The organism is Mycobacterium sp. NGS61 (genome assembly GCF_059812325.1).
The window spans coordinates 582,253-608,025 of sequence record NZ_JCALCL010000001.1; the positions used below are offsets into that span (position 1 = coordinate 582,253).

General features: G+C 65.4%; 21 protein-coding genes. 14 read left to right on the top strand and 7 right to left on the bottom strand.

Annotated elements, in window-relative coordinates:
* Positions 1-4 precede the first annotated feature (4 nt).
* From AC5Y3Z_RS02870 to nuoN, 13 genes are read left to right on the top strand one after another with little or no spacing between them, the layout of a single operon-like run.
* Complete coding sequence (locus AC5Y3Z_RS02870; RefSeq protein WP_463827556.1) at positions 5-559, top strand: NuoB/complex I 20 kDa subunit family protein; 555 nt, start codon at positions 5-7, stop codon at positions 557-559.
* The gene (locus tag AC5Y3Z_RS02875; protein WP_463827555.1) at positions 556-1,281 is read left to right on the top strand and encodes an NADH-quinone oxidoreductase subunit C; all 726 of its coding nucleotides are present in this window, start codon (positions 556-558) and stop codon (positions 1,279-1,281) included. The genes AC5Y3Z_RS02870 and AC5Y3Z_RS02875 overlap by 4 nt, the downstream gene beginning before the upstream one ends.
* A complete protein-coding gene (nuoD, locus tag AC5Y3Z_RS02880; protein ID WP_463827554.1) occupies positions 1,281-2,579 on the top strand; it encodes an NADH dehydrogenase (quinone) subunit D in 1,299 nt (432 codons plus the stop codon). Before AC5Y3Z_RS02875 ends, nuoD begins: the two co-directional genes overlap by 1 nt.
* Entirely contained in the window at positions 2,576-3,349 is a 774-nt protein-coding gene (nuoE, locus tag AC5Y3Z_RS02885) for an NADH-quinone oxidoreductase subunit NuoE (RefSeq protein ID WP_473139191.1), read from the top strand. Before nuoD ends, nuoE begins: the two co-directional genes overlap by 4 nt.
* The gene (gene nuoF / locus AC5Y3Z_RS02890; RefSeq protein ID WP_463827552.1) at positions 3,346-4,665 is read left to right on the top strand and encodes an NADH-quinone oxidoreductase subunit NuoF; all 1,320 of its coding nucleotides are present in this window, start codon (positions 3,346-3,348) and stop codon (positions 4,663-4,665) included. Before nuoE ends, nuoF begins: the two co-directional genes overlap by 4 nt.
* Positions 4,662-7,106, top strand: coding sequence for an NADH-quinone oxidoreductase subunit G (locus tag AC5Y3Z_RS02895; protein ID WP_473139192.1), 2,445 nt, complete (start codon positions 4,662-4,664; stop codon positions 7,104-7,106). Before nuoF ends, AC5Y3Z_RS02895 begins: the two co-directional genes overlap by 4 nt.
* Positions 7,107-7,111: 5 nt before the next feature.
* Positions 7,112-8,374: an NADH-quinone oxidoreductase subunit NuoH gene (gene nuoH / locus AC5Y3Z_RS02900; RefSeq protein WP_463827778.1), complete on the top strand. Its 1,263-nt coding sequence runs from the start codon at positions 7,112-7,114 to the stop codon at positions 8,372-8,374.
* The gene (gene nuoI, locus AC5Y3Z_RS02905; protein WP_463827550.1) at positions 8,367-8,912 is read left to right on the top strand and encodes an NADH-quinone oxidoreductase subunit NuoI; all 546 of its coding nucleotides are present in this window, start codon (positions 8,367-8,369) and stop codon (positions 8,910-8,912) included. The genes nuoH and nuoI overlap by 8 nt, the downstream gene beginning before the upstream one ends.
* Positions 8,909-9,697 carry an NADH-quinone oxidoreductase subunit J gene (locus AC5Y3Z_RS02910; protein WP_473139193.1) on the top strand — a complete coding sequence of 263 codons (789 nt, stop codon included), beginning with the start codon at positions 8,909-8,911 and terminating at the stop codon, positions 9,695-9,697. Before nuoI ends, AC5Y3Z_RS02910 begins: the two co-directional genes overlap by 4 nt.
* Positions 9,694-9,993 carry an NADH-quinone oxidoreductase subunit NuoK gene (nuoK, locus tag AC5Y3Z_RS02915; protein WP_067408785.1) on the top strand — a complete coding sequence of 100 codons (300 nt, stop codon included), beginning with the start codon at positions 9,694-9,696 and terminating at the stop codon, positions 9,991-9,993. Before AC5Y3Z_RS02910 ends, nuoK begins: the two co-directional genes overlap by 4 nt.
* Positions 9,994-10,003: 10 nt before the next feature.
* On the top strand, positions 10,004-11,893 hold the full coding sequence (gene nuoL, locus AC5Y3Z_RS02920) for an NADH-quinone oxidoreductase subunit L (RefSeq protein WP_463827548.1): 1,890 nt from the start codon (positions 10,004-10,006) through the stop codon (positions 11,891-11,893).
* Complete coding sequence (locus AC5Y3Z_RS02925; protein WP_463827547.1) at positions 11,887-13,476, top strand: NADH-quinone oxidoreductase subunit M; 1,590 nt, start codon at positions 11,887-11,889, stop codon at positions 13,474-13,476. The genes nuoL and AC5Y3Z_RS02925 overlap by 7 nt, the downstream gene beginning before the upstream one ends.
* A complete protein-coding gene (gene nuoN, locus AC5Y3Z_RS02930) occupies positions 13,473-15,038 on the top strand; it encodes an NADH-quinone oxidoreductase subunit NuoN (RefSeq protein WP_463827546.1) in 1,566 nt (521 codons plus the stop codon). The genes AC5Y3Z_RS02925 and nuoN overlap by 4 nt, the downstream gene beginning before the upstream one ends.
* Positions 15,039-15,044: 6 nt before the next feature.
* On the opposite strand, the gene AC5Y3Z_RS02935 is transcribed toward nuoN, so the two are convergent.
* The 7 genes from AC5Y3Z_RS02935 to AC5Y3Z_RS02965 all read right to left on the bottom strand — a co-directional run bounded on the left by AC5Y3Z_RS02935 (position 15,045) and on the right by AC5Y3Z_RS02965 (position 24,379).
* Entirely contained in the window at positions 15,045-16,838 is a 1,794-nt protein-coding gene (locus AC5Y3Z_RS02935; protein ID WP_500001796.1) for a PPE family protein, read from the bottom strand.
* A 155-nt stretch (positions 16,839-16,993) separates the two neighbouring features.
* Entirely contained in the window at positions 16,994-20,191 is a 3,198-nt protein-coding gene (locus AC5Y3Z_RS02940; RefSeq protein ID WP_473139195.1) for a PPE family protein, read from the bottom strand.
* A gap of 137 nt (positions 20,192-20,328) precedes the next feature.
* Positions 20,329-20,721 carry a hypothetical protein gene (locus AC5Y3Z_RS02945; protein ID WP_463827544.1) on the bottom strand — a complete coding sequence of 131 codons (393 nt, stop codon included), beginning with the start codon at positions 20,719-20,721 and terminating at the stop codon, positions 20,329-20,331.
* 1 nt (position 20,722) lies between these two features.
* Positions 20,723-21,976, bottom strand: a complete 1,254-nt coding sequence (locus AC5Y3Z_RS02950) for a DUF58 domain-containing protein (protein ID WP_473139196.1) — start codon at positions 21,974-21,976, stop codon at positions 20,723-20,725.
* Positions 21,973-22,941 (bottom strand): AAA family ATPase, encoded by a 969-nt coding sequence (locus AC5Y3Z_RS02955; protein WP_473139197.1) that lies wholly within the window; start codon positions 22,939-22,941, stop codon positions 21,973-21,975. The genes AC5Y3Z_RS02950 and AC5Y3Z_RS02955 overlap by 4 nt, the downstream gene beginning before the upstream one ends.
* A complete protein-coding gene (locus AC5Y3Z_RS02960; RefSeq protein WP_463827541.1) occupies positions 22,938-23,423 on the bottom strand; it encodes a hypothetical protein in 486 nt (161 codons plus the stop codon). The genes AC5Y3Z_RS02955 and AC5Y3Z_RS02960 overlap by 4 nt, the downstream gene beginning before the upstream one ends.
* Positions 23,420-24,379: a DUF4129 domain-containing protein gene (locus AC5Y3Z_RS02965; RefSeq protein ID WP_463827540.1), complete on the bottom strand. Its 960-nt coding sequence runs from the start codon at positions 24,377-24,379 to the stop codon at positions 23,420-23,422. The genes AC5Y3Z_RS02960 and AC5Y3Z_RS02965 overlap by 4 nt, the downstream gene beginning before the upstream one ends.
* A gap of 106 nt (positions 24,380-24,485) precedes the next feature.
* Between AC5Y3Z_RS02965 and AC5Y3Z_RS02970 the strand changes: the two genes are divergently transcribed.
* A complete protein-coding gene (locus AC5Y3Z_RS02970) occupies positions 24,486-25,769 on the top strand; it encodes an HNH endonuclease (protein ID WP_473139198.1) in 1,284 nt (427 codons plus the stop codon).
* The last annotated feature ends 4 nt before the right edge of the window (positions 25,770-25,773 follow it).

Here is a 25,773-nt window from a genome sequence, read left to right on the forward strand (position 1 = left end):
GGACGTGGGACTCGAAGAACAGCTGCCCGGCGGGATCCTGCTGTCGACGGTCGAGAAGGTCGCGGGCTATGTCCGCAAGAACTCGCTGTGGCCGGCGACGTTCGGATTGGCCTGTTGTGCGATCGAGATGATGGCGACGGCCGGCCCGAGGTTCGACATCGCCCGGTTCGGCATGGAGCGCTTTTCAGCGACGCCGCGCCAAGCCGACCTGATGATCGTCGCGGGCCGGGTCAGCCAGAAGATGGCGCCGGTGCTGCGCCAGATCTACGACCAGATGGCCGAACCCAAGTGGGTCCTGGCGATGGGCGTGTGCGCATCTTCGGGTGGGATGTTCAACAACTACGCCGTGGTGCAGGGCGTGGACCATGTGGTGCCGGTGGACATCTACCTGCCCGGTTGTCCGCCGCGGCCCGAGATGCTGTTGTACGCAATCCTGAAGCTGCACGACAAGATTCAGGAGATGCCGTTGGGCGTCAACCGGGAGCGTGCCATCGCCGAGGCCGAAGAGGCGGCCATGGCGGCCAGGCCCACGATCGAGATGCGCGGAATGCTGCGATGAGCTCACCGGACAAGGATCCGCAGGGCGCAGCGGTCACCCCGGGCGTCCAGGTGCCGGTGGGCGGCGAAGTGATCGACGTCCGCCGCGGCATGTTCGGGGTGTCCGGCACCGGCGACACCTCCGGTTACGGTCGGCTGGTCCGCAAAGTGACACTGCCCGGTGGCAGCCCACGCCCCTACGGCAGCTACTTCGACGACATCGCCGACCGACTGGGCGAGGCCCTGTCGCGCGACGGCGTCGAGTTCGACGAGGCTATCGAGAAAGTGGTGGTCGACCGCGACGAACTCACGTTGCACGTGCACCGGGACCTGCTGCCGCAGGTGGCTCAGCGCCTGCGCGACGAGCCCGAGCTGCGGTTCGAGCTGTGCCTGGGTGTGAGCGGGGTGCACTACCCCAACGAGACGGGCCGGGAACTGCACGCGGTGTACCCACTCAAATCGATCACGCACAACCGTCGGCTGCGACTGGAAGTGTCTGCGCCAGACAGTGATCCGCACATCCCGTCACTGTTCGGTATCTACCCGACCAACGACTGGCACGAGCGCGAGACCTACGACTTCTTCGGGATCATCTTCGACGGACACCCGTCGCTGACCCGCATCGAGATGCCCGACGACTGGCACGGGCATCCGCAACGCAAGGACTACCCGCTGGGTGGTATCCCGGTCGAGTACAAGGGCGCGCAGATTCCGCCGCCCGACGAGCGCAGGGGTTACAACTGATGAGCACCACGGAAACCCTCGTCGTCGCCGGCGGCCAGGACTGGGACAAGGTCGTCGACGCCGCGCGCAACGCCGATCCCGGGGAGCGCATCGTCGTCAACATGGGCCCCCAGCACCCGTCCACCCACGGCGTGCTGCGGCTGATCCTCGAGATCGAAGGCGAGACGGTGACCGAGGCCCGGTGCGGGATCGGCTACCTGCACACCGGAATCGAGAAGAATCTCGAATACCGGTACTGGACGCAGGGCGTCACCTTTGTGACCCGGATGGATTATCTGGCACCGTTTTTCAACGAGACGGCGTTCTGCCTGGGCGTGGAGAAGCTGCTCGGCATCACCGACGAGATCCCCGAACGGGTCAACGTCATCCGGGTGATGATGATGGAACTGAACCGGATTTCTTCGCACCTGGTCGCGCTGGCCACCGGTGGGATGGAACTGGGCGCCATGACACCGATGTTCGTCGGCTTCCGGGCCCGTGAAATCGTCCTCACCCTGTTCGAGAAGATCACCGGCCTGCGGATGAACAGCGCCTACATCCGGCCGGGCGGACTGGCACAAGACCTGCCGCCCAACGGAATTGACGAGATCGCCGCCGCCCTCAAGGAGCTGCGGGTCCCGCTTCGCCAAATGGGCGAGCTGCTCAACGAGAACGCCATCTGGAAGGCCCGCACCGAGGACATCGGTTACCTGGACCTGACCGGTTGCATGGCACTGGGCATCACGGGTCCAATTCTGCGTGCCACCGGACTGCCGCACGACCTGCGCAAGAGTGAACCGTATTGCGGATACCAGGACTACGAATTTGACGTCATCACCGAAGACACCTGTGACGCCTACGGGCGCTACATCATCCGCGTCAACGAGATGTGGGAGTCGGTCAAGATCGTCGAGCAGTGTCTGGACAAGCTCAAGCCCGGCCCGACCATGGTTGAGGACCGCAAAATCGCTTGGCCCGCAGACCTTTACGTGGGCCCTGACGGGATGGGCAACTCACCCGAGCACATCGCCAAGATCATGGGCAGCTCGATGGAGGCTCTGATCCATCACTTCAAGCTGGTGACCGAGGGCATCCGGGTGCCAGCCGGCCAGGTGTACGTGGCGGTGGAGTCACCGCGCGGCGAACTCGGCGTGCACATGGTCAGCGACGGCGGTACCCGCCCCTATCGGGTGCACTACCGGGACCCGTCGTTCACCAACCTGCAGTCCGTCGCCGCAATGTGTGAGGGTGGCATGGTCGCCGACCTGATCACCGCCGTCGCGAGCATCGACCCGGTCATGGGCGGAGTGGACCGATGACAGTTCCGAATGTCGGAAGTAACGGTGGCGAAAGGGTTTTCCTCCGGCTCGGACCGCCGCCGGAGGAGCCGAGCCAGTTCGTCGTTGAGGGTGCGCCGCAGTCGTACCCGCCGGAAGTGCACTCGCGCCTGGAGGTCGAGGCCAAGGAGATCATCGCCAAGTACCCGAATAAGCGTTCGGCGTTGCTGCCGTTGCTGCATCTGGTGCAGGGCGAGGACTCCTACCTGACGCCGGCCGGTCTGGAATTCTGTGCGCGGCAACTGGATCTGACCGGTGCCGAGGTTTCGGCGGTGGCCAGCTTCTACACCATGTACCGGCGCGGTCCGACCGGTGACTACCTGGTGGGTGTGTGCACCAACACGCTGTGTGCGGTGATGGGCGGCGACGCGATATTCGACGACCTCAAAGAGCATCTCGGCATCGGCAACGACGAGACCACACCCGACGGCACCGTCACCTTGCAGCACATCGAATGCAACGCCGCCTGCGATTTCGCACCGGTGGTGATGGTCAACTGGGAGTTCTACGACAACCAGACTCCGCAGTCCGCGCGCGAACTCGTCGATTCGCTGCGCACCGGTGAACCGGTCGCGCCCACCCGGGGCGCACCGTTGTGCAAGTTCCGTGAGACGTCACGAATCCTGGCGGGCCTGCCGGATCAGCGTCCGGACGAAGGGCAGGGCGGCGCGGGAGCGGCCACGCTGGCCGGGCTGCGGGTGGCCAAGGAGAACGACATGGAAGCGCCGACCCCTGCGGGAGGCCAGTCATGACCACACCGCTGACGCCGGTCATCAGTCGCTACTGGGACGATCCCAAGTCCTGGACCATCGAGACCTACGAACGCCACGACGGATACCGGGCCATGAAGAAGGCCTTGGCCATGGCGCCCGACGACGTGATCGGCGCGGTCAAGGACTCCGGGTTGCGCGGGCGCGGCGGCGCGGGTTTCTCCACCGGGACCAAATGGTCGTTCATCCCGCAGGGCGATTCCGGCGCCGCGGCCAAACCGCACTACCTGGTGGTCAACGCCGACGAGTCCGAACCCGGTACCTGTAAAGACATTCCGCTGATGCTGGCCACCCCGCACGTCCTGGTCGAAGGCGTCATCATCGCCTCGTACGCGATCCGGGCCACCCACGCCTTCATCTACGTGCGCGGCGAAGTGGTGCCGGTGCTCCGACGGCTGCAGAACGCAGTGGCCGAGGCCTACGCCGCCGGCTATCTGGGCCGGGACATCGGCGGCTCGGGATATGACCTGGAGCTGGTGGTGCACGCCGGTGCGGGCGCCTACATCTGCGGCGAGGAAACCGCACTGCTCGACTCGCTGGAAGGGCGCCGCGGCCAGCCTCGGCTGCGTCCGCCGTTCCCGGCTGTGGCGGGTCTCTACGGATGCCCGACCGTGATCAACAATGTCGAGACCATCGCCAGCGTCCCGTCGATCATCCTGAACGGAGTCGAGTGGTTCCGTTCCATGGGTAGCGAGAAATCGCCCGGCTTCACGCTGTATTCGCTGTCCGGACACGTCACCAACCCCGGTCAGTACGAGGCGCCGCTGGGCATCACGCTGCGCGAGTTGCTCGACTACGCCGGCGGGATCCGGGCCGGGCACCGGCTCAAGTTCTGGACCCCGGGTGGGTCGTCGACGCCGCTGCTCACCGACGAACACCTCGACGTGCCGTTGGACTACGAAGGGGTCGGCGCGGCCGGTTCCATGCTCGGCACGAAGGCGTTGGAGATCTTCGACGAAACCACCTGCGTGGTACGGGCGGTGCGGCGCTGGACGGAGTTCTACAAGCACGAATCCTGCGGCAAGTGCACGCCGTGCCGGGAGGGCACCTTCTGGCTGGACAAGATCTACGCCCGCCTGGAAACCGGGCGCGGCACCCGCGAAGACCTGGACAAGCTGCAGGACATCGCGGACGCGATCCTCGGAAAGTCGTTCTGCGCGTTGGGTGACGGCGCCGCCAGTCCGGTGATGTCGTCCCTGAAACTCTTCCGCGACGAATACCTCGCCCACGTCGAGACGGGCGGCTGCCCGTTCGACCCCCGCGATTCGATGCTCACGTTGGATGGAGTAAGCGCGTGACCCAAACTGCCGACACCGAAAACCGCGTCGCTCAGCCGGAGATGGTGTCCCTCACCATCGATGACACCGAAATCAGCGTCCCCAAAGGAACTTTGGTGATCCGCGCGGCCGAGCTGATGGGTATCCAGATTCCCCGGTTCTGTGACCACCCGCTGCTCGACCCGGTCGGTGCCTGCCGGCAGTGCCTGGTCGAGGTGGAGGGTCAGCGCAAACCGCTGGCGTCGTGCACCACCGTGTGCACCGACGACATGGTGGTGCGCACCCAGCTCACCTCGCCGGCGGCCGACAAAGCCCAGCACGGCGTGATGGAACTGCTGCTGATCAACCACCCGTTGGACTGCCCGATGTGCGACAAGGGCGGCGAGTGTCCGCTGCAGAACCAGGCGATGTCCAACGGTCGCGCGGAGTCCCGCTTCACCGACCCCAAGCGCACTTTCGCCAAACCGATCAACATCTCCTCGCAGGTGCTGCTGGACCGCGAGCGCTGCATCCTGTGCGCCCGCTGCACCCGGTTCTCCGAACAGATCGCCGGCGACCCGTTCATCGACATGCAGGAGCGCGGCGCCCTTCAGCAGGTCGGCATCTACGCCAACGAACCGTTCGACTCCTACTTCTCCGGCAACACGGTGCAGATCTGCCCGGTGGGCGCGCTGACCGGGATGTCCTACCGGTTCCGGGCCCGCCCGTTCGACCTGGTGTCCAGCCCGAGCGTCTGCGAGCACTGCGCGGGCGGCTGCGCGACGCGCACCGACCACCGCCGCGGCAAGGTGATGCGTCGACTGGCCGGCGACGACCCGGAAGTCAACGAGGAGTGGGTCTGCGACAAGGGCCGCTGGGCCTTCACGTACGCGACCCAGCCCGACGTGCTGACCACTCCCCTACTGCGGGACGCCGACGGCACCCTGCAACCCGCGTCCTGGTCGCACGCCATCGTGGCCGCGGTCCAGGGACTGACTGCTGCCCGCGGCCGGACCGGAGTGCTGGTCGGCGGCCGGGGCACCTGGGAAGACGCCTACGCGTATGCCAAGTTTGCGCGAATCGTGTTGAACACCAACGACATCGACTTCCGCGCCCGACCGTACTCCGCCGAGGAGGCGGACTTCCTGGTGGCACGGGTGGCGGGCCGGCCGGTCACCGTCAGCTACTCGGATCTGGAGACCGCACCGGTGGTGGTGCTGGTGGGCTTCGAACCCGAGGACGAAGCGCCGGGAGTGTTCCTGCGGTTGCGTAAGGCGGCGCGCAAGAACGGCGTCCCGGTGTACGCGATCGCCCCGTTCGCCACCCGAGCGCTGAAGAAGATGTCGGGTCGGCTGGTGCAGACCGCGCCCGGGGATGAGCCGTCGGCGCTGGACGGTCTGGCCACCGGCGAGGTGGGCGACCTGCTCAGCACCCCCGGCGCAGTGATCCTGGTCGGTGAACGCCTGGCCACCGTGCCCGGCGGGTTCTCCGCCGTGGCGCGGCTGGCCGACTCGACCGGGGCGCGGGTGGCGTGGGTGCCGCGGCGGGCTGGTGAGCGCGGAGCGTTGGAAGCCGGGGCGCTGCCCGGGCTGTTGCCCGGTGGCCGTCCGGTGTCCGACGACGCCGCCCGCGCGCAGGTGGCCGCTGCCTGGCATGTCGACGAATTGCCTGCCGAGACAGGACGTGACGCCGACGGCATTCTGGCCGCCGCGACCGACGGGACGTTGGGTGCGCTGCTCGTCGGCGGGATCGAACCCGGCGACTTCGCCGATCCCGACGCGGTGCTGGCCGCGCTGGACGCGGCGCCGTTCGTAGTCAGCCTGGAACTACGGCACAGCGCCGTCACCGAACGAGCCGATGTGGTGTTCCCGGTCGCGCCCACCACGCAGAAGTCGGGCGCCTTCGTCAACTGGGAAGGCCGCTACCGCGGTTTCGAACCGGCGTTCCGCGGCACCTCGCTGCAGGCCCGCCAGTCCGACCACCGGGTGCTCGACACGCTGGCCGACGAGTTGGGCATCCACCTGAACTGCTCGACGGTGGAATCGGCTCGCGAGGAACTGTCCGCGCTGGGTACCTGGGACGGCAAGCGCGCGGCCGGCCCGCAGGTCGAGGCCGCGCCGCCCGGTCAGCCCGGCTCGGGTGAAGCGGTGCTGACCGGTTGGCGGTTGCTGCTGGACGCCGGTCGCGGGCAGGACGGCGAACCGCATCTGGCCGGGACCGCACGCAAACCGGCGGTTCGGCTGTCGGCCGGCACCGCTGCCGAAATCGGGGCGGTCGACGGTGCCGACGTCACCGTGAGCACGGACCGCGGCTCAATCACGTTGCCGCTCAACATCACCGACATGCCCGACCGGGTGGCCTGGCTGCCACTCAATTCGCCGGGTTCGGCGGTGCACCAGCAACTGGGCGTGACGATAGGCGCCGTCGTGCAGTTATCAGTGCAGGTTGCGGCGGGCAGCGATGTGCAGGAGCTGGGCGTATGAACGGTCTGACCGCCTTCGGACACGACCCGCTGTGGCTGGTGCTCATCAAGGCCGTCGGGATCTTCGGCTACCTGGTGCTGACGGTCCTGGTGGGAATCCTGGCCGAACGCAAGATCCTGGGTTACATGCAGCTGCGGCCGGGCCCGAACCGCACCGGGCCGTGGGGCACGCTGCAGAGTCTGGCCGACGGCGTCAAGCTGGCATTGAAGGAAAGCATCACCCCCAAGGGCGTCGACTGGTTCGTGTACTTCGCGGCACCGGCCATCTCGGCGATTCCCGCATTCACCGCCTTCGCCTTCATCCCGATGGGCCCGGAGGTGTCGATCTTCGGTCATTGGACGCCGCTGCAGCTGACCGACCTCCCGGTCGCGGTGCTGTTCATCCTGGGTTTGTCGGCCATCGGCGTCTACGGCATCGTGCTCGGCGGCTGGGCGTCGGGGTCCACCTACCCACTGCTGGGTGGGGTGCGCTCGACCGCCCAGGTGATCTCCTACGAGGTCGCGATGGGGTTGTCCTTCGCGGCGGTGTTCCTGTTCGCCGGCTCGATGTCGACATCGCAGATCGTGGCCGCGCAAGACCGCGTCTGGTACATCTTCCTGCTGCTGCCGTCCTTCGTGACCTACCTGATCTCGATGGTCGGCGAGACCAACCGGGCGCCGTTCGACCTGCCCGAGGCCGAAGGCGAGCTGGTCGCCGGTTTCCACACCGAGTACTCGTCACTGAAGTTCGCGATCTTCATGCTTGCCGAATACGTCAACATGACCACCGTTTCGGCGCTGGCGGCGACGATGTTCCTGGGCGGCTGGCACGCGCCGTGGCCGTTGAACCTGTGGGAAGGCGCCAATCACGGCTGGTGGCCGCTGCTGTGGTTCACCGCCAAGGTGTGGACGTTCCTGTTCATCTACTTCTGGCTGCGCGCCACGCTGCCCCGGTTTCGCTACGACCAGTTCATGTCGTTGGGCTGGAAGCTGCTGATCCCGGCCTCGCTGGTGTGGATCATGATCGCGGCCGTCATCCGCACCCTGAAGAACCAGGGCTATCAGCACTGGACCACGGTGCTCGTGATCAGCAGCCTGGTCGTGGCCGGGGTACTGATCGCCACCCTGCGAAAACCGTTCAGTGCGCCCAGCGCACGGGCACGGGCCCGCCAGCGCAGCAAACAACAGCAGGAAGCGGGCAGTGTCGAACCGGCATTCCCCGTCCCGCCGCTGCCCATGAAGAAGCTCGACCAACCCGTCGGCGCGGTAAAGGAGAAGGCGCGTGGCTAAATTCTTGGACGCCCTGGCCGGCTTCGGGGTGACATTCGGGTCGATGTTCAAAAAGAACATCACCGAGGAGTACCCGGAGAAGCCGGGGCCGGTGGCGCCCCGCTATCACGGCCGTCACCAGCTCAACCGCTACCCCGACGGGCTGGAGAAGTGCATCGGCTGCGAGTTGTGCGCCTGGTCCTGCCCGGCCGACGCGATCTACGTCGAAGGCGCGGACAACACCGAGGAGGCACGGTATTCGCCGGGTGAACGGTACGGCCGCGTGTACCAGATCAACTATCTGCGCTGCATCGGCTGCGGTCTGTGCATCGAGGCCTGCCCGACACGGGCGTTGACCATGACCAACGACTACGAGTTGGCCGACGACAATCGCGCCGACCTGATCTACGAGAAGGACCGGTTGCTGGCCCCGCTGCTGCAGGACATGCTGGCACCCCCGCACCCCCGCGCCGAGGGCGCCACCGACAAGGACTATTACCTCGGCAACATCACCCCCACCGGCCTGCGCAAGTCCCAGGAAGCCGGGGATCGGCGATGATTGCCAATCTGGCGGCGGACGTGCTGGTGCGCACCTCCACCGGCGAGGCCGTGATGTTCTGGGTGCTCGGCACCGCGGCGCTGATCGGCGCCCTCGGAGTGGTGCTGGCCGTCAACGCCGTCTACTCGGCGATGTACCTGGCAATGACCATGCTCATTCTCGCGGTCTTCTACATGGCCCAGGACGCGCTCTTCCTGGGTGTCGTCCAGGTGGTGGTCTACACCGGCGCGGTGATGATGCTGTTCCTGTTCGTGCTGATGCTGATCGGCGTCGACTCGGCGGAATCGCTGAAGGAGACGCTGCGCGGTCAGCGCGTCGCCGCTGTCGCCACCGGCATCGGGTTCGGCATCCTGCTGATCGCCGCCATCGGCAACGTAGCGACCGGCGGCTTCTCCGGCCTGAGTGCGGCCAACGGCAACGGGAACGTCGAAGGCCTTGCGGCGCTCATCTTCTCCCGCTACCTGTGGGCCTTCGAACTCACCAGTGCGCTGCTGATCACCGCAGCGGTCGGGGCGATGATCCTGGCGCACCGCGAGCGCTTCGAGCGCCGCAAGACCCAACGCGAGCTCGCCGAGGAACGCTTCCGTCCGGGTGGACACCCCACCCCCCTGCCCAACCCCGGTGTCTACGCGCGGCACAACGCCGTCGACGTGGCCGCGTTGCTCCCCGACGGCTCCTATTCGGAGCTGTCGGTCTCCAGGATCCTGCGCACGCGCGGGGCCGACGGTCTCGAAACCCCGTCCGCGGAAGCGGTTTCGGGTGGCCGCAAAGGGGACCGGTCATGAATCCGGCCAATTACCTGTACCTGTCGGCGCTGCTGTTCACCATCGGGGCCGCCGGAGTGCTGCTGCGGCGCAACGCCATCGTCATGTTCATGTGCGTCGAGCTGATGCTGAACGCGGTCAACCTGGCGTTCGTCACCTTCGCGCGCATGCACGGCAGGCTCGACGGACAGATGATCGCGTTCTTCACCATGGTGGTGGCCGCGTGTGAGGTCGTGATCGGCCTGGCCATCATCATGACCATTTTCCGGGCCCGCAAATCGGCGTCGGTCGACGACGCAAATCTACTCAAGGGTTAACGACGCCAACATGATTCACTACACCTGGCTGCTGGTGGCACTGCCTCTGGCGGGTGCCGCAATCCTGTTGTTCGGCGGCAGGCGCACCGACGCGTGGGGGCACTGGCTAGGCACCCTGGCCGCGCTCTCGGCATTCGGCGTGGGTGCGACGCTGCTCGCCGAGATGCTCGGCAGCGCCGAGGGCGACCGCACCATTCGCCAGACCCTGTTCAGCTGGATCCCGGTCGGCGGGCTGCAGGTCGACTTCGGGTTGCAGATCGACCAGCTGTCCATGTGTTTCGTGCTGCTGATCTCCGGCGTGGGATCGTTGATTCACATCTACTCGATCGCCTACATGGCCGAAGACGAGGACCGCCGCAGGTTTTTCGGGTATCTCAACCTGTTTTTGGCCTCCATGCTGCTGCTGGTGGTCGCTGACAACTACGTGCTGCTCTACGTCGGCTGGGAAGGCGTGGGCCTGGCGTCCTACCTGCTGATCGGCTTCTGGTACCACAAACCCACGGCGGCGACGGCGGCCAAGAAGGCGTTCGTGATGAACCGGGTCGGGGACGCCGGGCTGGCGCTGGCCATGTTCTTGATGTTCGCCACCTTCGGCACCGTCTCCTACAGCGGCGTCTTCGCCGGTGCGCCCGCCGCCAGCACCGGCGTGCTGAACGCGATAGGCCTGTTGCTGCTGATGGGGGCATGCGCCAAGTCGGCCCAGGTTCCGCTGCAAGCCTGGCTGGGCGACGCCATGGAGGGCCCGACCCCGGTGTCGGCGCTGATCCACGCCGCGACCATGGTGACCGCCGGTGTGTACCTGATAGTGCGGTCCAACCCGGTGTTCAACCTGGCGCCCGACGCGCGCCTGGCCGTCGTCATCGTCGGCGCCGTGACCCTGATGCTGGGGGCCTTCATCGGCTGCGCCAAAGACGACATCAAGCGCGCCCTGGCCGCATCGACAATGAGCCAGATCGGCTACATGGTGCTGGCCGCCGGCCTCGGCCCGGCCGGCTACCCGTTCGCGATCATGCACCTGCTCACCCACGGCTTCTTCAAAGCCGGCCTGTTCCTCGGCTCCGGGTCGATCATCCACGCCATGCACGAAGAACAGGACATGCGCCGCTACGGTGCGCTGCGCAAAGCCCTGCCGATCACGTTCGCCACGTTCGGGCTCGGCTACCTGGCGATCATCGGGGTCTGGCCCTTTGCCGGGTTCTTCTCCAAGGACGCGATCATCGAGGCGGCGCTGGGTTCCGGCGGCATCCGTGGCTACGTGCTGGGCGGGGCCGCGCTGTTGGGTGCGGGAATCACCGCGTTCTACATGACCCGCGTGATGCTGATGACGTTCTTCGGCAAGAAACGCTGGGCGCCCGGCTCGCATCCGCACGAGTCACCCGCGTTGATGACGGCGCCGATGATCCTGCTGGCGTTCGGCTCAGTGTTCTCCGGCTTCCTGTTCACCTATGGCGACTCCCTGCGGCGCTGGCTCGAACCGGTTGTCGGAGTGCACGAGGAGTCCGCGCACGGCATCCCGGCGTGGGCGGTCAGTGCCGCGGCCTTGAGTGTCGTCGTCGTCGGCATCGCGGTCGCCTACCGGATGTACGGCGGCAAGGCCGAGATCCCACGGGTGGCCCCGGCTCGGGTCTCGGTGCTGACCACCGCTGCACGCGCCGACGGTTACGGCGACGCCTTCAACGAGGAGGTCTTCATGCGCCCCGGTGCGCAACTGACACACGCGCTGGTCGAGGTCGACGACGCCGGCGTGGACGGCTCGGTCAACGGGCTCGCCGCGCTGGTGGGCCGGACGTCGAATCGGTTGCGCAGCCTGCAGACCGGCTTCGCCCGTAACTACGCGTTGTCGATGCTGCTCGGTGCCGCCGTGCTGGCCGGTGCGCTGCTGGCGGTGAACCTGTGGTGAACTTCCCCTGGCTGAGCGTGCTGTGGCTGCTGCCGCTGGCCGGCTCGGTGCTCATCATCCTGCTGCCGCCGGGGTTGCGCAGGGTGGCCAAGTGGACCGGCTTGGTGGTCAGCATCCTGACGCTGGCGGTTTCCCTGGTGGTCACGGTCGGATTCAAGGCCGGCGGAGATACCTACCAGTTCGTCGAAAAGCGCACCTGGATACCGGCTTTCGGGGCCGGTTACACGCTGGGCGTGGACGGTATCGCGCTGATCCTGGTGTTGCTGACCACGGTGCTGGTCCCGCTGCTGCTGGTGGCGGGCTGGAACGATGGGAAAGAAAGCAGCCCCCGGGGCGTGCACGCCTACGTCGCCCTGACGCTCGCGATCGAATCGATGGTGCTGATCTCGGTGGTCGCCCTCGACGTGCTGCTGTTCTACGTCTTCTTCGAAGCCATGCTCATCCCGATGTACTTCCTGATCGGCGGCTTCGGCCACGGGGCCGGGCGGTCGAAGGCAGCGGTGAAGTTCTTGCTGTACAACCTGTTCGGCGGGTTGATCATGCTCGCGGCGGTGATCGGGCTGTACGTGGTGACCGCCCAGCACTCGGTAGGTGGTGGGGCCGGCACCTTCGACTTCCGCGAGATCGTGACCGGCGTGCAGTGGGGCCGTTACAGCGACGTCGATCCCGCCGTCTTCAAGGCGCTGTTCCTGGGCTTCATGTTCGCGTTCGCCGTCAAGGCACCGCTGTGGCCGTTCCACCGCTGGCTGCCCGACGCTGCGGTGGAGTCGACCCCGGCCACCGCCGTGTTGATCACCGCGGTGATGGACAAGGTCGGTACCTTCGGCATGCTGCGCTACTGCCTGCAGCTGTTCCCGGACGCCTCAACCTATTTCCGTCCGGTGATCGTGACGCTGGCCATCATCGGGGTGATCTACGGCGCCATTGTGGCAATCGGACAGGCCGACATGATGCGTTTGATCGCCTATACCTCGATCTCGCACTTCGGGTTCATCATCGCGGGCATCTTCGTGATGACCACCCAGGGTCAGAGCGGCTCCACGCTCTACATGCTCAACCACGGCATCTCCACCGCGGCGGTGTTCCTGATCGCCGGTTTCCTGGTCTCCCGGCGCGGCAGCAGGTTGATCGCCGATTACGGCGGGGTGCAGAAGGTGGCCCCGGTCCTGGCCGGCACCTTCCTGGTCTCCTGTATGGCCACCCTGTCGCTGCCCGGGCTGGCACCGTTCGTCAGCGAATTCCTGGTGCTGCTGGGCACTTTCAACCGGTACTGGCTGGCCGCGGCGTTCGGAGTCACCGCGCTGGTGCTGGCGGCCATCTACATGCTGTGGCTGTACCAGCGCGTGATGACCGGACCGGTGGCCGCCGGCAACGACAAGATCCGTGATCTCGCCGGCCGCGAAATGATCGTCGTCGCACCGCTCATCGCATTGCTGCTGGTACTCGGGGTCTACCCGAAACCGATACTGGACGTAGTCAATCCGGCCGTCGCCAACACGATGCGCACGATCGGGCAGCACGATCCCAAGCCCGTCGTGCCGATGAACGGCGTACCCCGTAGAGCCGAAGGACCGCACCGATGAACCTGTCCACCATCAGCGTCGAATACTTCCTGCTGTCGCCGATGTTCATCGTGTTCGGCGTCGCGGTGGTCGGCGTGCTGGTCGAAGCGTTCGTACCGCGCCGGAGTCGCTATGGCGCGCAGGTGATCTTGACTCTCGGCGGCTTCGTCGCCGCGTTCGTCGCGGTCGTACTGGTGGCGCGGTCGGTACCCGCAGATGGTCAGCGCGCGGTGCTCGGCGCGATGGCGGTGGACCGTCCGGCGCTGTTCCTGCAGGGCACCGTGCTGCTGGTGGCGGTACTGGCCACCATCTTCGTCGCCGAGCGCAGCCATGTCGTGACGAAGACGAAGGTCTTCGCGGGCCTGGATTCCTTTACCCCGCAAGCCTCCTCGGTGCCCGGTAGCGACATCGAGCAGGAGGCGCAGCGCGCCGGAGCCGCCCAAACCGAGCTGTTTCCGCTGCTGACGCTGTCGGTCGGCGGCATGCTGGTGTTCCCCGCGTCCAACGACCTGCTGACCATGTTCGTCGCGCTGGAAGTGCTGTCGCTGCCGTTGTATCTGCTGTGCGGACTGGCCCGGCACCGCCGGCTGCTGTCGCAGGAGTCGGCGCTGAAATACTTTCTGTTGGGCGCGTTCTCGTCGGCGTTCTTCCTCTACGGTGTGGCGTTGCTGTACGGGGCGACCGGCACCCTGAACCTGAACGGTATCCGCGATTCGCTTGCGGCCCAGAACGATACGACGATGGCTCTGGCTGGTGTGGCCCTGCTGTCGGTGGGCCTGCTGTTCAAGGTCGGCGCCGTCCCCTTCCATTCCTGGATTCCCGATGTATACCAGGGCGCACCCACGCCCATCACCGGCTTCATGGCGGCGGCCACCAAGGTAGCGGCCTTCGGGGCGGTGCTGCGGGTGATCTACGTCGCGCTGCCGCCCTTGCATGCTGATTGGCGTCCGGTGCTGTGGGGGGTCGCGATCCTGACCATGGCCGTCGGCACCATCACCGCCATCAACCAGACCGACGTCAAGCGGATGCTGGCCTATTCGTCGGTGGCACACGTCGGCTTCATCTTCACGGGCGTGATCGCCGACAATTCCGCCGGCCTGTCAGCAACGTTGTTCTACCTGGTCGCCTACAGCTTCAGCACGGTGGGCGCGTTCGCGATCGTCGGCCTGATCCGCGACGCCGACGGTGTGGAAGAGGCGTCTTTAGCGCGCTGGGCCGGCCTGGGCCAGCGCTCCCCCATTGTCGGCGTGATGCTGTCGATGTTCCTGTTGGCGTTTGCCGGCATTCCGCTGACGAGCGGCTTCATCAGCAAGTTCGCGGTGTTCCGGGCGGCCGCCCAGGGCGGTGCGGTTCCGCTGGTGATCATCGGTGTGACGTTCAGCGCGATCGCGGCCTACTTCTATGTGCGGGTGATCGTGTCGATGTTCTTCACCGAGCCCACCGAAGACACGCCGCGGGTGGTGGAGCCCGGCGTACTGAGCAAAGCCGCAATTGCGGTGTGCGCGTTGGTGACTGTGGGGTTGGGGATCTTCCCGCAGCCGGTATTGGACCTGGCCGACCAGGCCGGGCAGTTGCTGCATTAAGAGGAGCTAACTCCGGCCGAGTACCCCTCGGAAGAACCCGGCCTGGAAGTCGCCGATAATGAAAAATCCCGAGCTGAACATGCCCAGATTGCCGACGCCGGTGTTGCCGTAGCCAGGGTTGAAAGCGCCGATATTCGCCCCTCCGGTGTTCCAGATTCCGACGGCGCTGCCGCCGGAGTTGAAGAGCCCCGTGGTGAACGGTGCGGTGTTACCCACGCCGGAGCTGGGGCCGTTGAACCACGACGGGTCGGAGTTGCCATAGCCGGACGAATTATGGGTCGAGTTGAAAAACCCGGAGGTATTGGGTGCGGTGTTACCGAAACCCGACGTCGTTGCTCCGACCGGAGTGGTTGAGCTGCCGATCCCCGTGTTCAGGCCGCCCGCGTTGAACAATCCCGTATTGGTACCACCCGAACTGCCCCAACCGGTGTTCCGGTCACCGGCATTCGAGAAGCCGGTGTTGTATTCACCGGTGTTGGCCGACCCGGTGTTGTTGTCGCCGGCGTTGCCGAAGCCGAAGTTCAACAAGCCGGCGTTTCCGGAGCCGAAGTTGAGGCTGCCCGCGTTGCCGATGCCGAAATTGCTGGTACCGAAGTTGCCGATACCGACATTGTCACTTCCTGAGTTCCAGAACCCGGTATTCAAGTTTCCGGAATTGCCGAAGCCGAAGGAGCCGTTACCTGAATTGAAGAAGCCGACGTTGCCGTCGCCGGAGTTGCCGAACCCGATGTTGCCGTTGCCGGAGTTGCCGAAGCCGATGTTGCCGATCCCGGTGTTCAGCGCACCGATGCCGATCTGATTGTCGCCGGTGAGCCCGAAGCCGATGTTGTTGTTCCCGGTGTTGCCGAACCCGAAGTTCCTGTTCCCGAAGTTGCCGAAACCGACGTTGTCTGAGCCGATGTTGGCGGCACCCAAGTTGGTGGCTCCCCGGTTCGCACTGCCGATGTTGTTACCGAAGTTGCCTTCGGTCGGATGAGAACTGTTGGCGCTGCCGAGGTTTCCGTTGACGTTGTTGCCGATGCCGAAGTTGCCTTGGCCGTGGTTGCCCAAGCCGATATTCAGCTGGCCGTCGTTGCCGAAACCGATATTGATGGCCCCGTAGTTGCCGAACCCGACGTGGTAATCACCCCGGTTTCCGCCGCCGAAGTTCAGGTTTCCCTGGTTGCCACCGCCGAAGTTGCGGCTACCGTTGCCGCTGCCCAGGTTCAGGTCCCCGAGATTTCCGCCGCCCAGATTCCAGTTCCCGATGTTTCCCAGGCCGGTGTTGAGGGCGGGAAACGTTTCCAGCATGGCAGTCCAGGGCGACAATGCGGCCGCCGCTGCCGAGGCGCCGCCGTGATAACCGACCATCGCTGCCACATCGGCAGCCCAGAACCCTTCATAAACACTCTCCGCCGCCGCGATCGCGGGCGCGTTCTGCCCGAACACATTGGATAACACCAACTGCACGAACGCATTTCGGTTAGCTGCCACCGCCACCGGGTGCACAATTGCCGCGCGGGCCGCTTCGAACGCGCTGACAACACCCTGAGCCGAAGCCGACATGCTTGACGCCTGAGTAGCGGCCGCCGAAAGCCAGCTCGCATACGGCGTCGCTGCGGCGGCCATCGCCTGCGCCGCCGCACCCTGCCACGCTTGACCCGTCAGATCCGAGACCACGGTCGCGAAAGACTGTGCGGATCCCGCTAATTCGACGGCCAGCCCGTCCCAGGCCGCGGCCGCGGCCAACATCGGCACCGAACCCGCACCGGCCAGCATTCGCAACGAGTTGACCTCGGGCGGTAGCGTGAAAAAACTCAAGGTGGTATCCCCTTCGAGGGTTCCAGTCGGGCCGTGGTCCGCCCTCTCGGGCCACCCGCGAATCTAGGCGACTTCGCAGCCGGATTCCGGGAAATCACCAGATTGGCTTGTCACCAAACAGAATTCAGATCAGCCGGGCATGGGCCCGGTCCGGGTCAGCGGAAGATTCCGGCCACGTCGTCGCTCCGGTTGAACGCGCCCGCACTGCCGTTGCCCCAGTTCGACACGCCACTGCTCTGGCTGCCAACGTTCCCGATGCCGGTGCTGGCGCTTCCGGAGTTCCAGACGCCAACCGAGCCCTCTGCGGCATTGAACCAACCCACCAGTCCTGATCCGTTGTTGCTGATCCCGACGTTGCCGCCACCCACATTGTTGAATCCGGACATGTAGAGGCTCGCCCCGACCTCGGTGTTCTGGAATCCCGACGTGTGGTCGCCGGTGTTGAAGAAGCCCGAGGTGCCTATTCCGCTGTTGCCGAATCCCGACCACGTCACGCCCACCGGGGTCGTGGAGCTGCCTATACCGGTGTTCAGATCGCCCGAGTTCATCACGCCGGTATTGGAGTCACCCGAGTTGCCGTAGCCGGTGTTGAAGTAACCCGAGTTGAAGTCACCGGTATTGGCGTTGCCGGCGTTGAAACTGCCGGTATTGGACGAACCGGCGTTACCGAGCCCCATGTTGCCGTAGCCGCCGTTACCGATACCCATGTTGAAGTCGCCCGCATTGCCGACGCCGAAGTTGGCGTAACCCGCATTTCCGACGCCGGTGCCGAACGAGCCTGCGTTCCAAAAGCCGGTGTCCGTATTGCCGGCATTACTGAAGCCGAAGTTCCCGTTGCCGGAGTTGAAGAACCCGACGTTTCCGTTGCCGGAGTTGAAGAACCCGATGTTGTTGTTGCCGGAATTCCCGAAACCGAGGTTTCCGATGCCACCGTTCAGAGCACCGATGCCGAATTGGTTGTCGCCGCTGAGTCCGAATCCGATGTTGTTGTTACCGCTGTTGCCGAATCCGAAGTTGTAGCTACCGTTGTTGCCGAACCCGACGTTGTTCCAGCCATTGTTGCCGCTACCGAGATTGAACCAACCGAGATTGCCGCTGCCGACGTTGCGGTCACCGATGTTGCCACCACCCAGGTTCCCGTCGCCGCTGTTACCCAACCCGAAGTTGCTGTTGCCGAAGTTGCCGCTGCCCAGGTTGAGGCTGCCGATGTTTCCGCTGCCGAGGTTGGTGTGTCCGAGGTTGCCACTGCCCAGGTTGAAGAAGCCCTCGTTTCCGCTGCCGATATTCAGGTTGCCGACGTTGCCGCCACCGAAGTTCACGTTTCCGGCATTGCCGCTGCCCAGGTTCAGGTCGCCGAAGTTGCCGCCGCCGAGGTTCCAGGCACCGATGTTGCCCAGGCCGGTGTTGATATCCGGGAATGTGATTGCCGCTGGCGCAGACACTGTGCCGACGATCGGAGCCAAGGGGCCCAGGTCGAGCAGGAACGCCGGGGTGGCGGCGGGGCCGAAGATGCCGGACTGGTTGTCGCCTTGGTTGAAGAGGCCGGCGCTGAACTGGCCCGCGTTGCCGACTCCCGAACTGTTGTTACCGCTGATGCCGATGCCTGATGCGAACAGCGCGGAGTTGAAGAAGCCGACGCCGGAGTCACCCGTATTGCCAATCCCTACGCTGGCAAAGCCCGAGTTGTTGAAACCCGACGTGTAGGCGTTGCTGTTGTTGAAGCCAGACACTTGACCCCACCCCATGATGGGGTCGGAATTGTTGAAGCCGGAGGAGTTATTCGCCGAGTTGTAGAACCCGGAGCTGCCGGTGCCGGTATTGCCGATCCCAGACGAGGTCGCCCCGAGCGGCGTCGTGGAACCACCGATTCCGGTGTTGAAGTCGCCTGAATTGAGCAGACCCGTGTTGGTGTCGCCTGCGTTGCAGATTCCGGTATTGATTGAACCCGAATTCGAGAAGCCCGTGTTGTACTGCCCGGAATTGAAGAATCCGGAGTTGTTGAATCCCGAATTGCCGGACCCGGCATTATCGAAACCGGCATTCGCCGATCCAAAATTGGAGCTACCGGCATTGCCGAAGCCCATGTTGAGGCTGCCCGCGTTGCCGAAGCCGGTGTTCGTGCTTGCCGCGTTCCAGAACCCGGTGTTGGTGCTTCCGCCATTCGAGAACCCAAAGTTTCCGTTTCCGGAGTTGAAGAGGCCGACGTTCCCGTCGCCGGAGTTGAAGAACCCGATGTTGTTGTTACCTGAGTTCCCGAAACCGATGTTCCCGAGGCCGGAGTTCAACGCGCCGATACCGAACTGATTGTCGCCGGTGAGACCGAAGCCGATATTGTTATTGCCGGAGTTGCCGAAACCGAAGTTGAAATTGCCGTTGTTTCCGAAGCCGACGTTGTGCAAGCCGAGGTTGCCGCTGCCCAGATTGAAGGCGCCAGCGTTGCCACTGCCGAAGTTCGTGCCACCGACGAAGGTGGACGGATGGAAGGTGTTTCCGAAACCCAGATTCCCACTGCCGAGGTTGCCCAGACCGAAGTTGCCGCTACCTCTGTTGCCGAGCCCGATATTCACGTTACCGGAATTGCCGAGTCCCAAATTGGTGGAACCGATGTTCCCAAATCCGAAATTGCTGTAACCGAGATTTCCGAAGCCGAAGTTCGTGGCACCGGTGTTCCCGCTACCGACATTCGCATTCCCGGAGTTACCGCCGCCCAGGTTGAAGTCACCGATATTGCCGCCGCCGAGGTTCCAGGACCCGATATTTCCCAGACCGGTGTTGAACTCCGGGATCGTGGCCGCCGCCGCGCTCGCCGCCACCTGGCCGAGGCCAGTCAATCCAGCCAACGACGAACCCCACGACGCGAGCGCAGACACAGCCGCCGATGCCCCGCTGTAGTAGCCGACCATTGCCGCCACGTCGGCAGCCCAGAACTCCTCGTAGATACTCTCGGCGGCCGCGATAGCCGGCGCATTCTGGCCGAAGATATTCGACATCACCAACTGCACGAACGCATTTCGGTTCGCTGCCACCGCCAGGGGGTGTATGGTCGCGGCCCGCGCCGCCTCGAACGCACTCACCGCCGCCTGCGCCGATCCGGCGGCGCCCACCGCCCGCGCCGCCGCCGCACTCAACCACGCCGCATACGGCGCCGCCGCAGCCGCCATCGCCTCCGCCGCGGCGCCCTGCCACGCTTGAGCCGCCAACCCAGACGTCACCGACGAGAACGACTGCGCCGCCGTCGACAATTCGTCGGCCAAACCATTCCAGGCCGCCGCTGCCTGCAATAGCGGAGCCGGGCCTGCGCCGGAAAGTAGCCGCACGGAGTTGATTTCCGGCGGTAGTCCGAAGAAACTCATCAGACGCTCCCCTTCGTTGAGTCACAGGCCGCAACCGACCCACCGGACACACACTGTATGACTTTTCCTCGTGGCTATCCGGCAAATGCACAAACCTCATGCAATAGCGACTCGCCTGAACGGAACACGCGCTCCGATCAATTCAGAAAGGGCCGGGTGGCCAGTACATAAATGGCCACCACCGCGAACGGGGCCAACAGCGGCAGCCACGGCACCTGCAGCGGGAACGACGTCGCAACCAACCCGACGAAGGTAAACCCCACAGCACCAACAACCGTCGTCCAGGATTGAGCGAGGTGTCGGCTCGTCAGGTAGCCCACCGCGCAGAGCCCGGACAGCGCAGCAAGTACCGGTGAGCTATCCGCGACGACGATCGCCGCGACCGCCGACAACACGGCAACCGTTGCCGCGGCGCGTATGACGAGTCCCGCTCCCACCGCCAGCACCGCGATCGCCGGAAATGCCAACGCAGGCCCGTGCGTGTCGATGGCGGCCAGTCCAACCATCAGCAGCCCAAGAACTGTCGGCATCTCAACGCCTGCCCTGTCCCCGGACCCGACGCCGGCGGTCCGGCAGTCCACCCAGCGAATGTTCCAGTGAGCGATCCCCCGGCCAGGACAGCACATCCACGCCCACCGTCGCCATGTCGCGGTACATGGCAGACCGTTGCAACGTCCACATACGGATGATCAGCGGATCATGCTCGCCTTCGAATGGGGAGTTGTCGAGGACGTCGACAGCTACCACCACATGGCCGCGCCTGCGCAAGTCGATCAGTGCCAGGGCGAATTCGGTGTCGAGCAGGGTGGAGAACGCAAAGACGATCGCACCCGCCGGTACCGCGGCACGAGGTGCCAGCGTGCCGGTGGCATTGTCGAACTGCTCGCCGGCACCCAGCACGGTGTCGAGCACCCGGTAGAACTGACGTTGGCCGATGTCGGCGCCCAGCCAGCGCGGCCGGTTGCCGCCCAGCGCGACGATGCCGGCGCGATCTCCGTTGCGCAACGCGGTTTGTACCACCTGCGCGGCGCCCCGCACTACGCGTTCGGTGGCGGCGGTCGCCGGACCCGCGGGCTGACGGTACGTGTCGATCAGCACCACCACGTCGGCCGCGCGGTCGGTCAGCCGTTGCGTGACGTGCAATCGTCCCCGCCGCGCGCTCACCGCCCAGTTCACCGCGCGCAGTTGGTCGCCGGGGACGTAGGGCCGAATATCGGCATATTCGACACCCGGGCCGATGTGCCGGGTCAGGTGGGCACCCAACCGGTCGAGCAACTCGGTCTGCGGAATGGACGTGGACTGTGGTGGCGTCAAAGGGAATACGATGACGTTGGATACATCGGCGGTCCCCTTGCCCTGCACCAGACCGCCGCGGGCGAGGACGTCGACGCGGGCCGTGATCGGATAGCGGCCCCAACGTTGCGCCACCGCGGTCACCGCTTTTCCCTCACCGGCATCCGCAACCTCGAGTTCCATGCCGGGAAGCGCGGATACCGCCAGCTCGACCGTCGCCTCCACGGAATCCGTTGTTGTCCAGACCTTTATCCGTGCCTCTTCGAGCTCGAAACATCGCTGGGCATCTGGCTCACCATGCACCTGCACGGTCGGGACTGGGTGTTGCCAACCCAGCGAGCACAAGACCCCGAGCAGCGGCGCGGCGAAGGCGATGAGCTGCCAGCGTCCACTGATGACCGCAGCGACCAGCGCGACGCCCGCACAGGTGGCGATTGCCAGCGTCAATGGCGATGCGCGCCAGCGCAACTCGACTTCCCGAGTCTGGATCACGCCGATCCGCCGTTAGCCCGCGGCACAGGCAGGCGTCGCAACAATTCCCCGACCACGTCAGCACCCTGGATCTTGCGCACCCACATCTCGGGTCGCAACGTAATACGGTGTGCGACAGCGGCTGTGGCAAGCGCCTTCACGTCCTCGGGAATCACGAAGTCGCGGCCGAGCAACAGCGCCCGGGCGCGCGCGAGTTGAACGAGGTCGAGTTCCGCACGCGGACTGGCCCCGACCGCAACCTGCGGATGATGTCGGGTGGCGGTGGCCAGCGACACCACATAGTGCAGGACATCCTCGTGCACCGTGACCTGCTCGACCGATTCGCGCATCGTCAGCAGATCGTGCGCGTCGACAACCTGGTTCACCGTCGGTTGGGCCGAGCCACGGTCCAGCCGTCGGCGCAGCATCGCCGCCTCGTCCTGCTCGGACAGATAGCGCAGTTCCAGGCGGATCGCGAACCGGTCCAGTTGTGCCTCCGGCAGCGGATAGGTGCCTTCGTACTCGATCGGATTGTCGGTAGCCAGGACGATGAACGGCGTTGGCAGGCGGTGGGTTTGACCGTCGATGCTGACCTGACCCTCGGCCATCGCCTCGAGCAGGGCGGCCTGCGTCTTGGGCGGCGTGCGGTTGATCTCGTCGGCGAGCAGGAGGTTGGTGAAGATCGGTCCGCGCCGGAAATCGAAACGGCCGGACTGCATGTCATAGATCGTCGAACCGAGCAGATCGGCCGGCAGCAGGTCCGGAGTGAATTGCACCCGGGTGAATTCCAGTCCCAGTGCCGAGGCGAACGAACGTGCGATCAGAGTCTTGCCGAGACCGGGCAGGTCTTCGATCAGCACATGGCCGCCCGCGAGGACGGCGGTCAAGATCAGCGTCAGAGCCGAACGTTTCCCGACCACGACGCGTTCGATTTCATCTAGTACTGCTTCACAATTGGCGGTGGTCTTCTCGGCCGGCATCGTCATACCTGTTCCAACTTTCGCAGAATCTCTTCCAGCGCCGCCCGTCCGGGACCCGATTGCCGGTGGCTATCGGTATTCCCGACGTTATTTGGATTAACCCATTCCCATAGCTGAGCTCCGAACAGCATCTCGCCGGTCGCGTTGTAAGCCGCCGGATCCTTCGCCTGCCGTTGGCCGGTGGCCATCTGGTAGCGCCGCGCCAACATCGGGCGCAAGTGACGATCCCAGTCCGCGCGGGTCGATTCCGACCATCGGATCGTGGTCTCGGTCGTGGCCAGCCAACGGCGCAATCCCTCGCCGGGATCGTCGGAGTCCGGTTCGGCGACCGATTCGTTCGGGTGTCCCAGGACACGGCGAACATTGAGCAGCACCAAAGCCAGACCCACCCCGGCCGCGGCGAGCACGAACCGCCGGTCCTGCAGGATCAGCGCCAGGGCCTCGGTGCCGAGGATGAGCAAAATGCCAAGCACGATAAGCTTTTTCATGGTCGCGCACCTGACCGCGGTGTGATTTCTTCGAGGACGAGTTCGAGCACACGAACCGCGGTCTCCCGGTGGACCTCGTTCATCACGTGGGGGCTGAACCGCGCTTCCTCGAACAAATTGACCAGCTGGACGGCGTTTTCGGCATGCAGCGCATGGTGTTCGACGGCGCGGGCCAGCACTTCGGTCGGCGTGTCGAAATCCTGGGGGACCGCGCCGGGGACGTTGGCCAGCTCACGTTCCATCGCTGCGTAGCACGCGATGATCGCCTCGCGGGGTTCGCGGCTAAGGTCGGTCATTTCGGCGAGACCGACTTCGGCTGCGCGCACCAGCGTTTCGGACGCGGTCTGGGGCGGCGGCGCATCGCTGTCACCATCGCGGGTGGTTTTCGTGGTCGGCGTGGGTCGTCGACGTCGCGACGCGATGGCACCGCCGATGAACAACATCAGCAGCACAGGCGCACTCGCGAGCAGGATTCCGAGCGTGTCGGTGGAGTCTTTGTGCTGCGGCGGTTGTTTCGGTGGCTGTCCGGTGCCCGAACCGGTTGACGGCGTTGTGGTCGAGTTCTGTTGCGCCGCATCGAGTCCCAGATCAGGTGGGACGAACAGCCGGGAGAGCAGGATTGCGGTCAACAGCCACGCGACGATCACCCCCAGTCCGATCAGGACGACGCGCCAACTAGGTCGAGCACTGCCACGGCCAAGCAATTGGGACAACTCACCGGCACTGGGCGCTGCGGCACGCGGGTCGCGTAGCCGGGCGACGATCGAAAACGCCACCAGCACGAGCGTGCCCGCGAGCGCCGCGGTCAGGAACATCAGTGCCGCCGGACTGCCGCCCGATTCCCGCACGCTGGAACCGTGATGAGCGGGTAGGTAACCGCGCAAAGCCGCGGCGACCACGATCAGCAGGGCGATCATCAGGACAACGCGTGCGGTGGGCTTGTCGACTCGCCCCATAGCCGAAGGCTAGCCGTGGCGGCGTGCCGCGGTCCAGAACGGTGGTGCTCCACAACTCGCGACCGTGCCAGAGCACCGGCCAGCAATACGGGGTATAGTCGAACATATGTTCGAGTCGCACGATATTCCCGCTGCTCAACGGGCCATGGAAGCTGAACTGATCGCCCGGATCACCGCCTGCGAACACGCCAAGAGCGTCGCAGCCGCCGAACAGGCCCGCGCCACCGCCGCCCTGGCTGTGGTGCGGTGCAGCGCCGAAGCCGCCACCGGAGTACCCGCCCGCAAACAGGGACGCGGACTGGCCAGCGAGATCGCCCTGGCCCGGCACGATTCCCCCGCCCGCGGCGGCCGCCACCTCGGCTTCGCCAACGCCCTGGTCCACGAAATGCCGCACACCCTGGCCGCACTGGAATCCGGTGCGTTGTCCGAGTGGCGCGCCACCCTGATCGTGCGCGAATCAGCCTGCCTGGACCTTCAGGACCGCCAAACGCTGGACCGCGAACTGTGTGCAGATGTCACGGCACTGCACGGGATGGGTGATCAACGGGTGACCGCAGCGGCCAAGGCCATCGCCTACCGTCTCGACCCGCATGCCGTCGTCGAGCGCGCCGCGAAAGCCGAGCATGAGCGCACCGTGACCATCCGGCCCGCTCCCGACACCATGACCTGGGTCAGCGCCCTGCTTCCGGTGGCCAAAGGTGTCGGCGTCTACGCTGCGCTGCGCCGCGCCGCCGACACCACGTTCGACGGCCGCTCCCGCGGCCAAGTCATGGCCGACACCCTGATCGAACGCATTACCGGCACCCCCGCCGACGTACCTGCCCCTGTCGACGTCAATGTGGTCATCTCCGACGAGACACTGCTCGGCGACGGCAACGAACCAGCCGTACTCGACGGCTACGGACCCATCCCCGCCGCGGTTGCCCGCAATCTGATCGGCAGCGCCCTGGCCGACGCCCGCTCGCGGGCCGCCTTGCGCCGCCTCTACACCCACCCCAAAACCGGTGCCCTGCTCGCCATGGAGTCCCGCTCCCGCACCTTCCCCCGCGGGCTGGCCCACTTCATCGGGCTACGCGACCAAACCTGCCGCACCCCCTACTGCGACGCCCCCATCCGCCACCGCGACCACGCCCAACCCCATCACTGCGGCGGACCCACCACCGCGCATAACGGCCTGGGCACCTGCGAACACTGCAACTACGCCAAGGAAGCACCTGGCTGGAGCGTCGAAACCAGCACCGACACCGGTACCCACACCGCCACTTACACCACCCCCACCGGTGCCCGCTACCAATCCACCGCCCCGCCGCCGGTCGGCCGCCCACGAATCGAGCTCAGCGAAATCGAAGCAGCTGTCAAGATCACGCTGATCGACCGACATGCCGCCTGACGTG

What these genes read in the sequence shown, in the direction of transcription:
- AC5Y3Z_RS02875 (WP_463827555.1), top strand. Translation starts at nt 556, where the DNA reads ATGAGCTCACCGGACAAGGATCCGCAGGGCGCAGCGGTCACCCCGGGC.
- nuoD (WP_463827554.1), top strand. Translation starts at nt 1,281, where the DNA reads ATGAGCACCACGGAAACCCTCGTCGTCGCCGGCGGCCAGGACTGGGAC.
- nuoE (WP_473139191.1), top strand. Translation starts at nt 2,576, where the DNA reads ATGACAGTTCCGAATGTCGGAAGTAACGGTGGCGAAAGGGTTTTCCTC.
- nuoF (WP_463827552.1), top strand. Translation starts at nt 3,346, where the DNA reads ATGACCACACCGCTGACGCCGGTCATCAGTCGCTACTGGGACGATCCC.
- AC5Y3Z_RS02910 (WP_473139193.1), top strand. Translation starts at nt 8,909, where the DNA reads ATGATTGCCAATCTGGCGGCGGACGTGCTGGTGCGCACCTCCACCGGC.
- nuoK (WP_067408785.1), top strand. Translation starts at nt 9,694, where the DNA reads ATGAATCCGGCCAATTACCTGTACCTGTCGGCGCTGCTGTTCACCATC.
- nuoL (WP_463827548.1), top strand. Translation starts at nt 10,004, where the DNA reads ATGATTCACTACACCTGGCTGCTGGTGGCACTGCCTCTGGCGGGTGCC.
- nuoN (WP_463827546.1), top strand. Translation starts at nt 13,473, where the DNA reads ATGAACCTGTCCACCATCAGCGTCGAATACTTCCTGCTGTCGCCGATG.
- AC5Y3Z_RS02940 (WP_473139195.1), bottom strand. Translation starts at nt 20,191, where the DNA reads ATGAGTTTCTTCGGACTACCGCCGGAAATCAACTCCGTGCGGCTACTT.
- AC5Y3Z_RS02945 (WP_463827544.1), bottom strand. Translation starts at nt 20,721, where the DNA reads ATGCCGACAGTTCTTGGGCTGCTGATGGTTGGACTGGCCGCCATCGAC.
- AC5Y3Z_RS02955 (WP_473139197.1), bottom strand. Translation starts at nt 22,941, where the DNA reads ATGACGATGCCGGCCGAGAAGACCACCGCCAATTGTGAAGCAGTACTA.
- AC5Y3Z_RS02960 (WP_463827541.1), bottom strand. Translation starts at nt 23,423, where the DNA reads ATGAAAAAGCTTATCGTGCTTGGCATTTTGCTCATCCTCGGCACCGAG.
- AC5Y3Z_RS02965 (WP_463827540.1), bottom strand. Translation starts at nt 24,379, where the DNA reads ATGGGGCGAGTCGACAAGCCCACCGCACGCGTTGTCCTGATGATCGCC.
- AC5Y3Z_RS02970 (WP_473139198.1), top strand. Translation starts at nt 24,486, where the DNA reads ATGTTCGAGTCGCACGATATTCCCGCTGCTCAACGGGCCATGGAAGCT.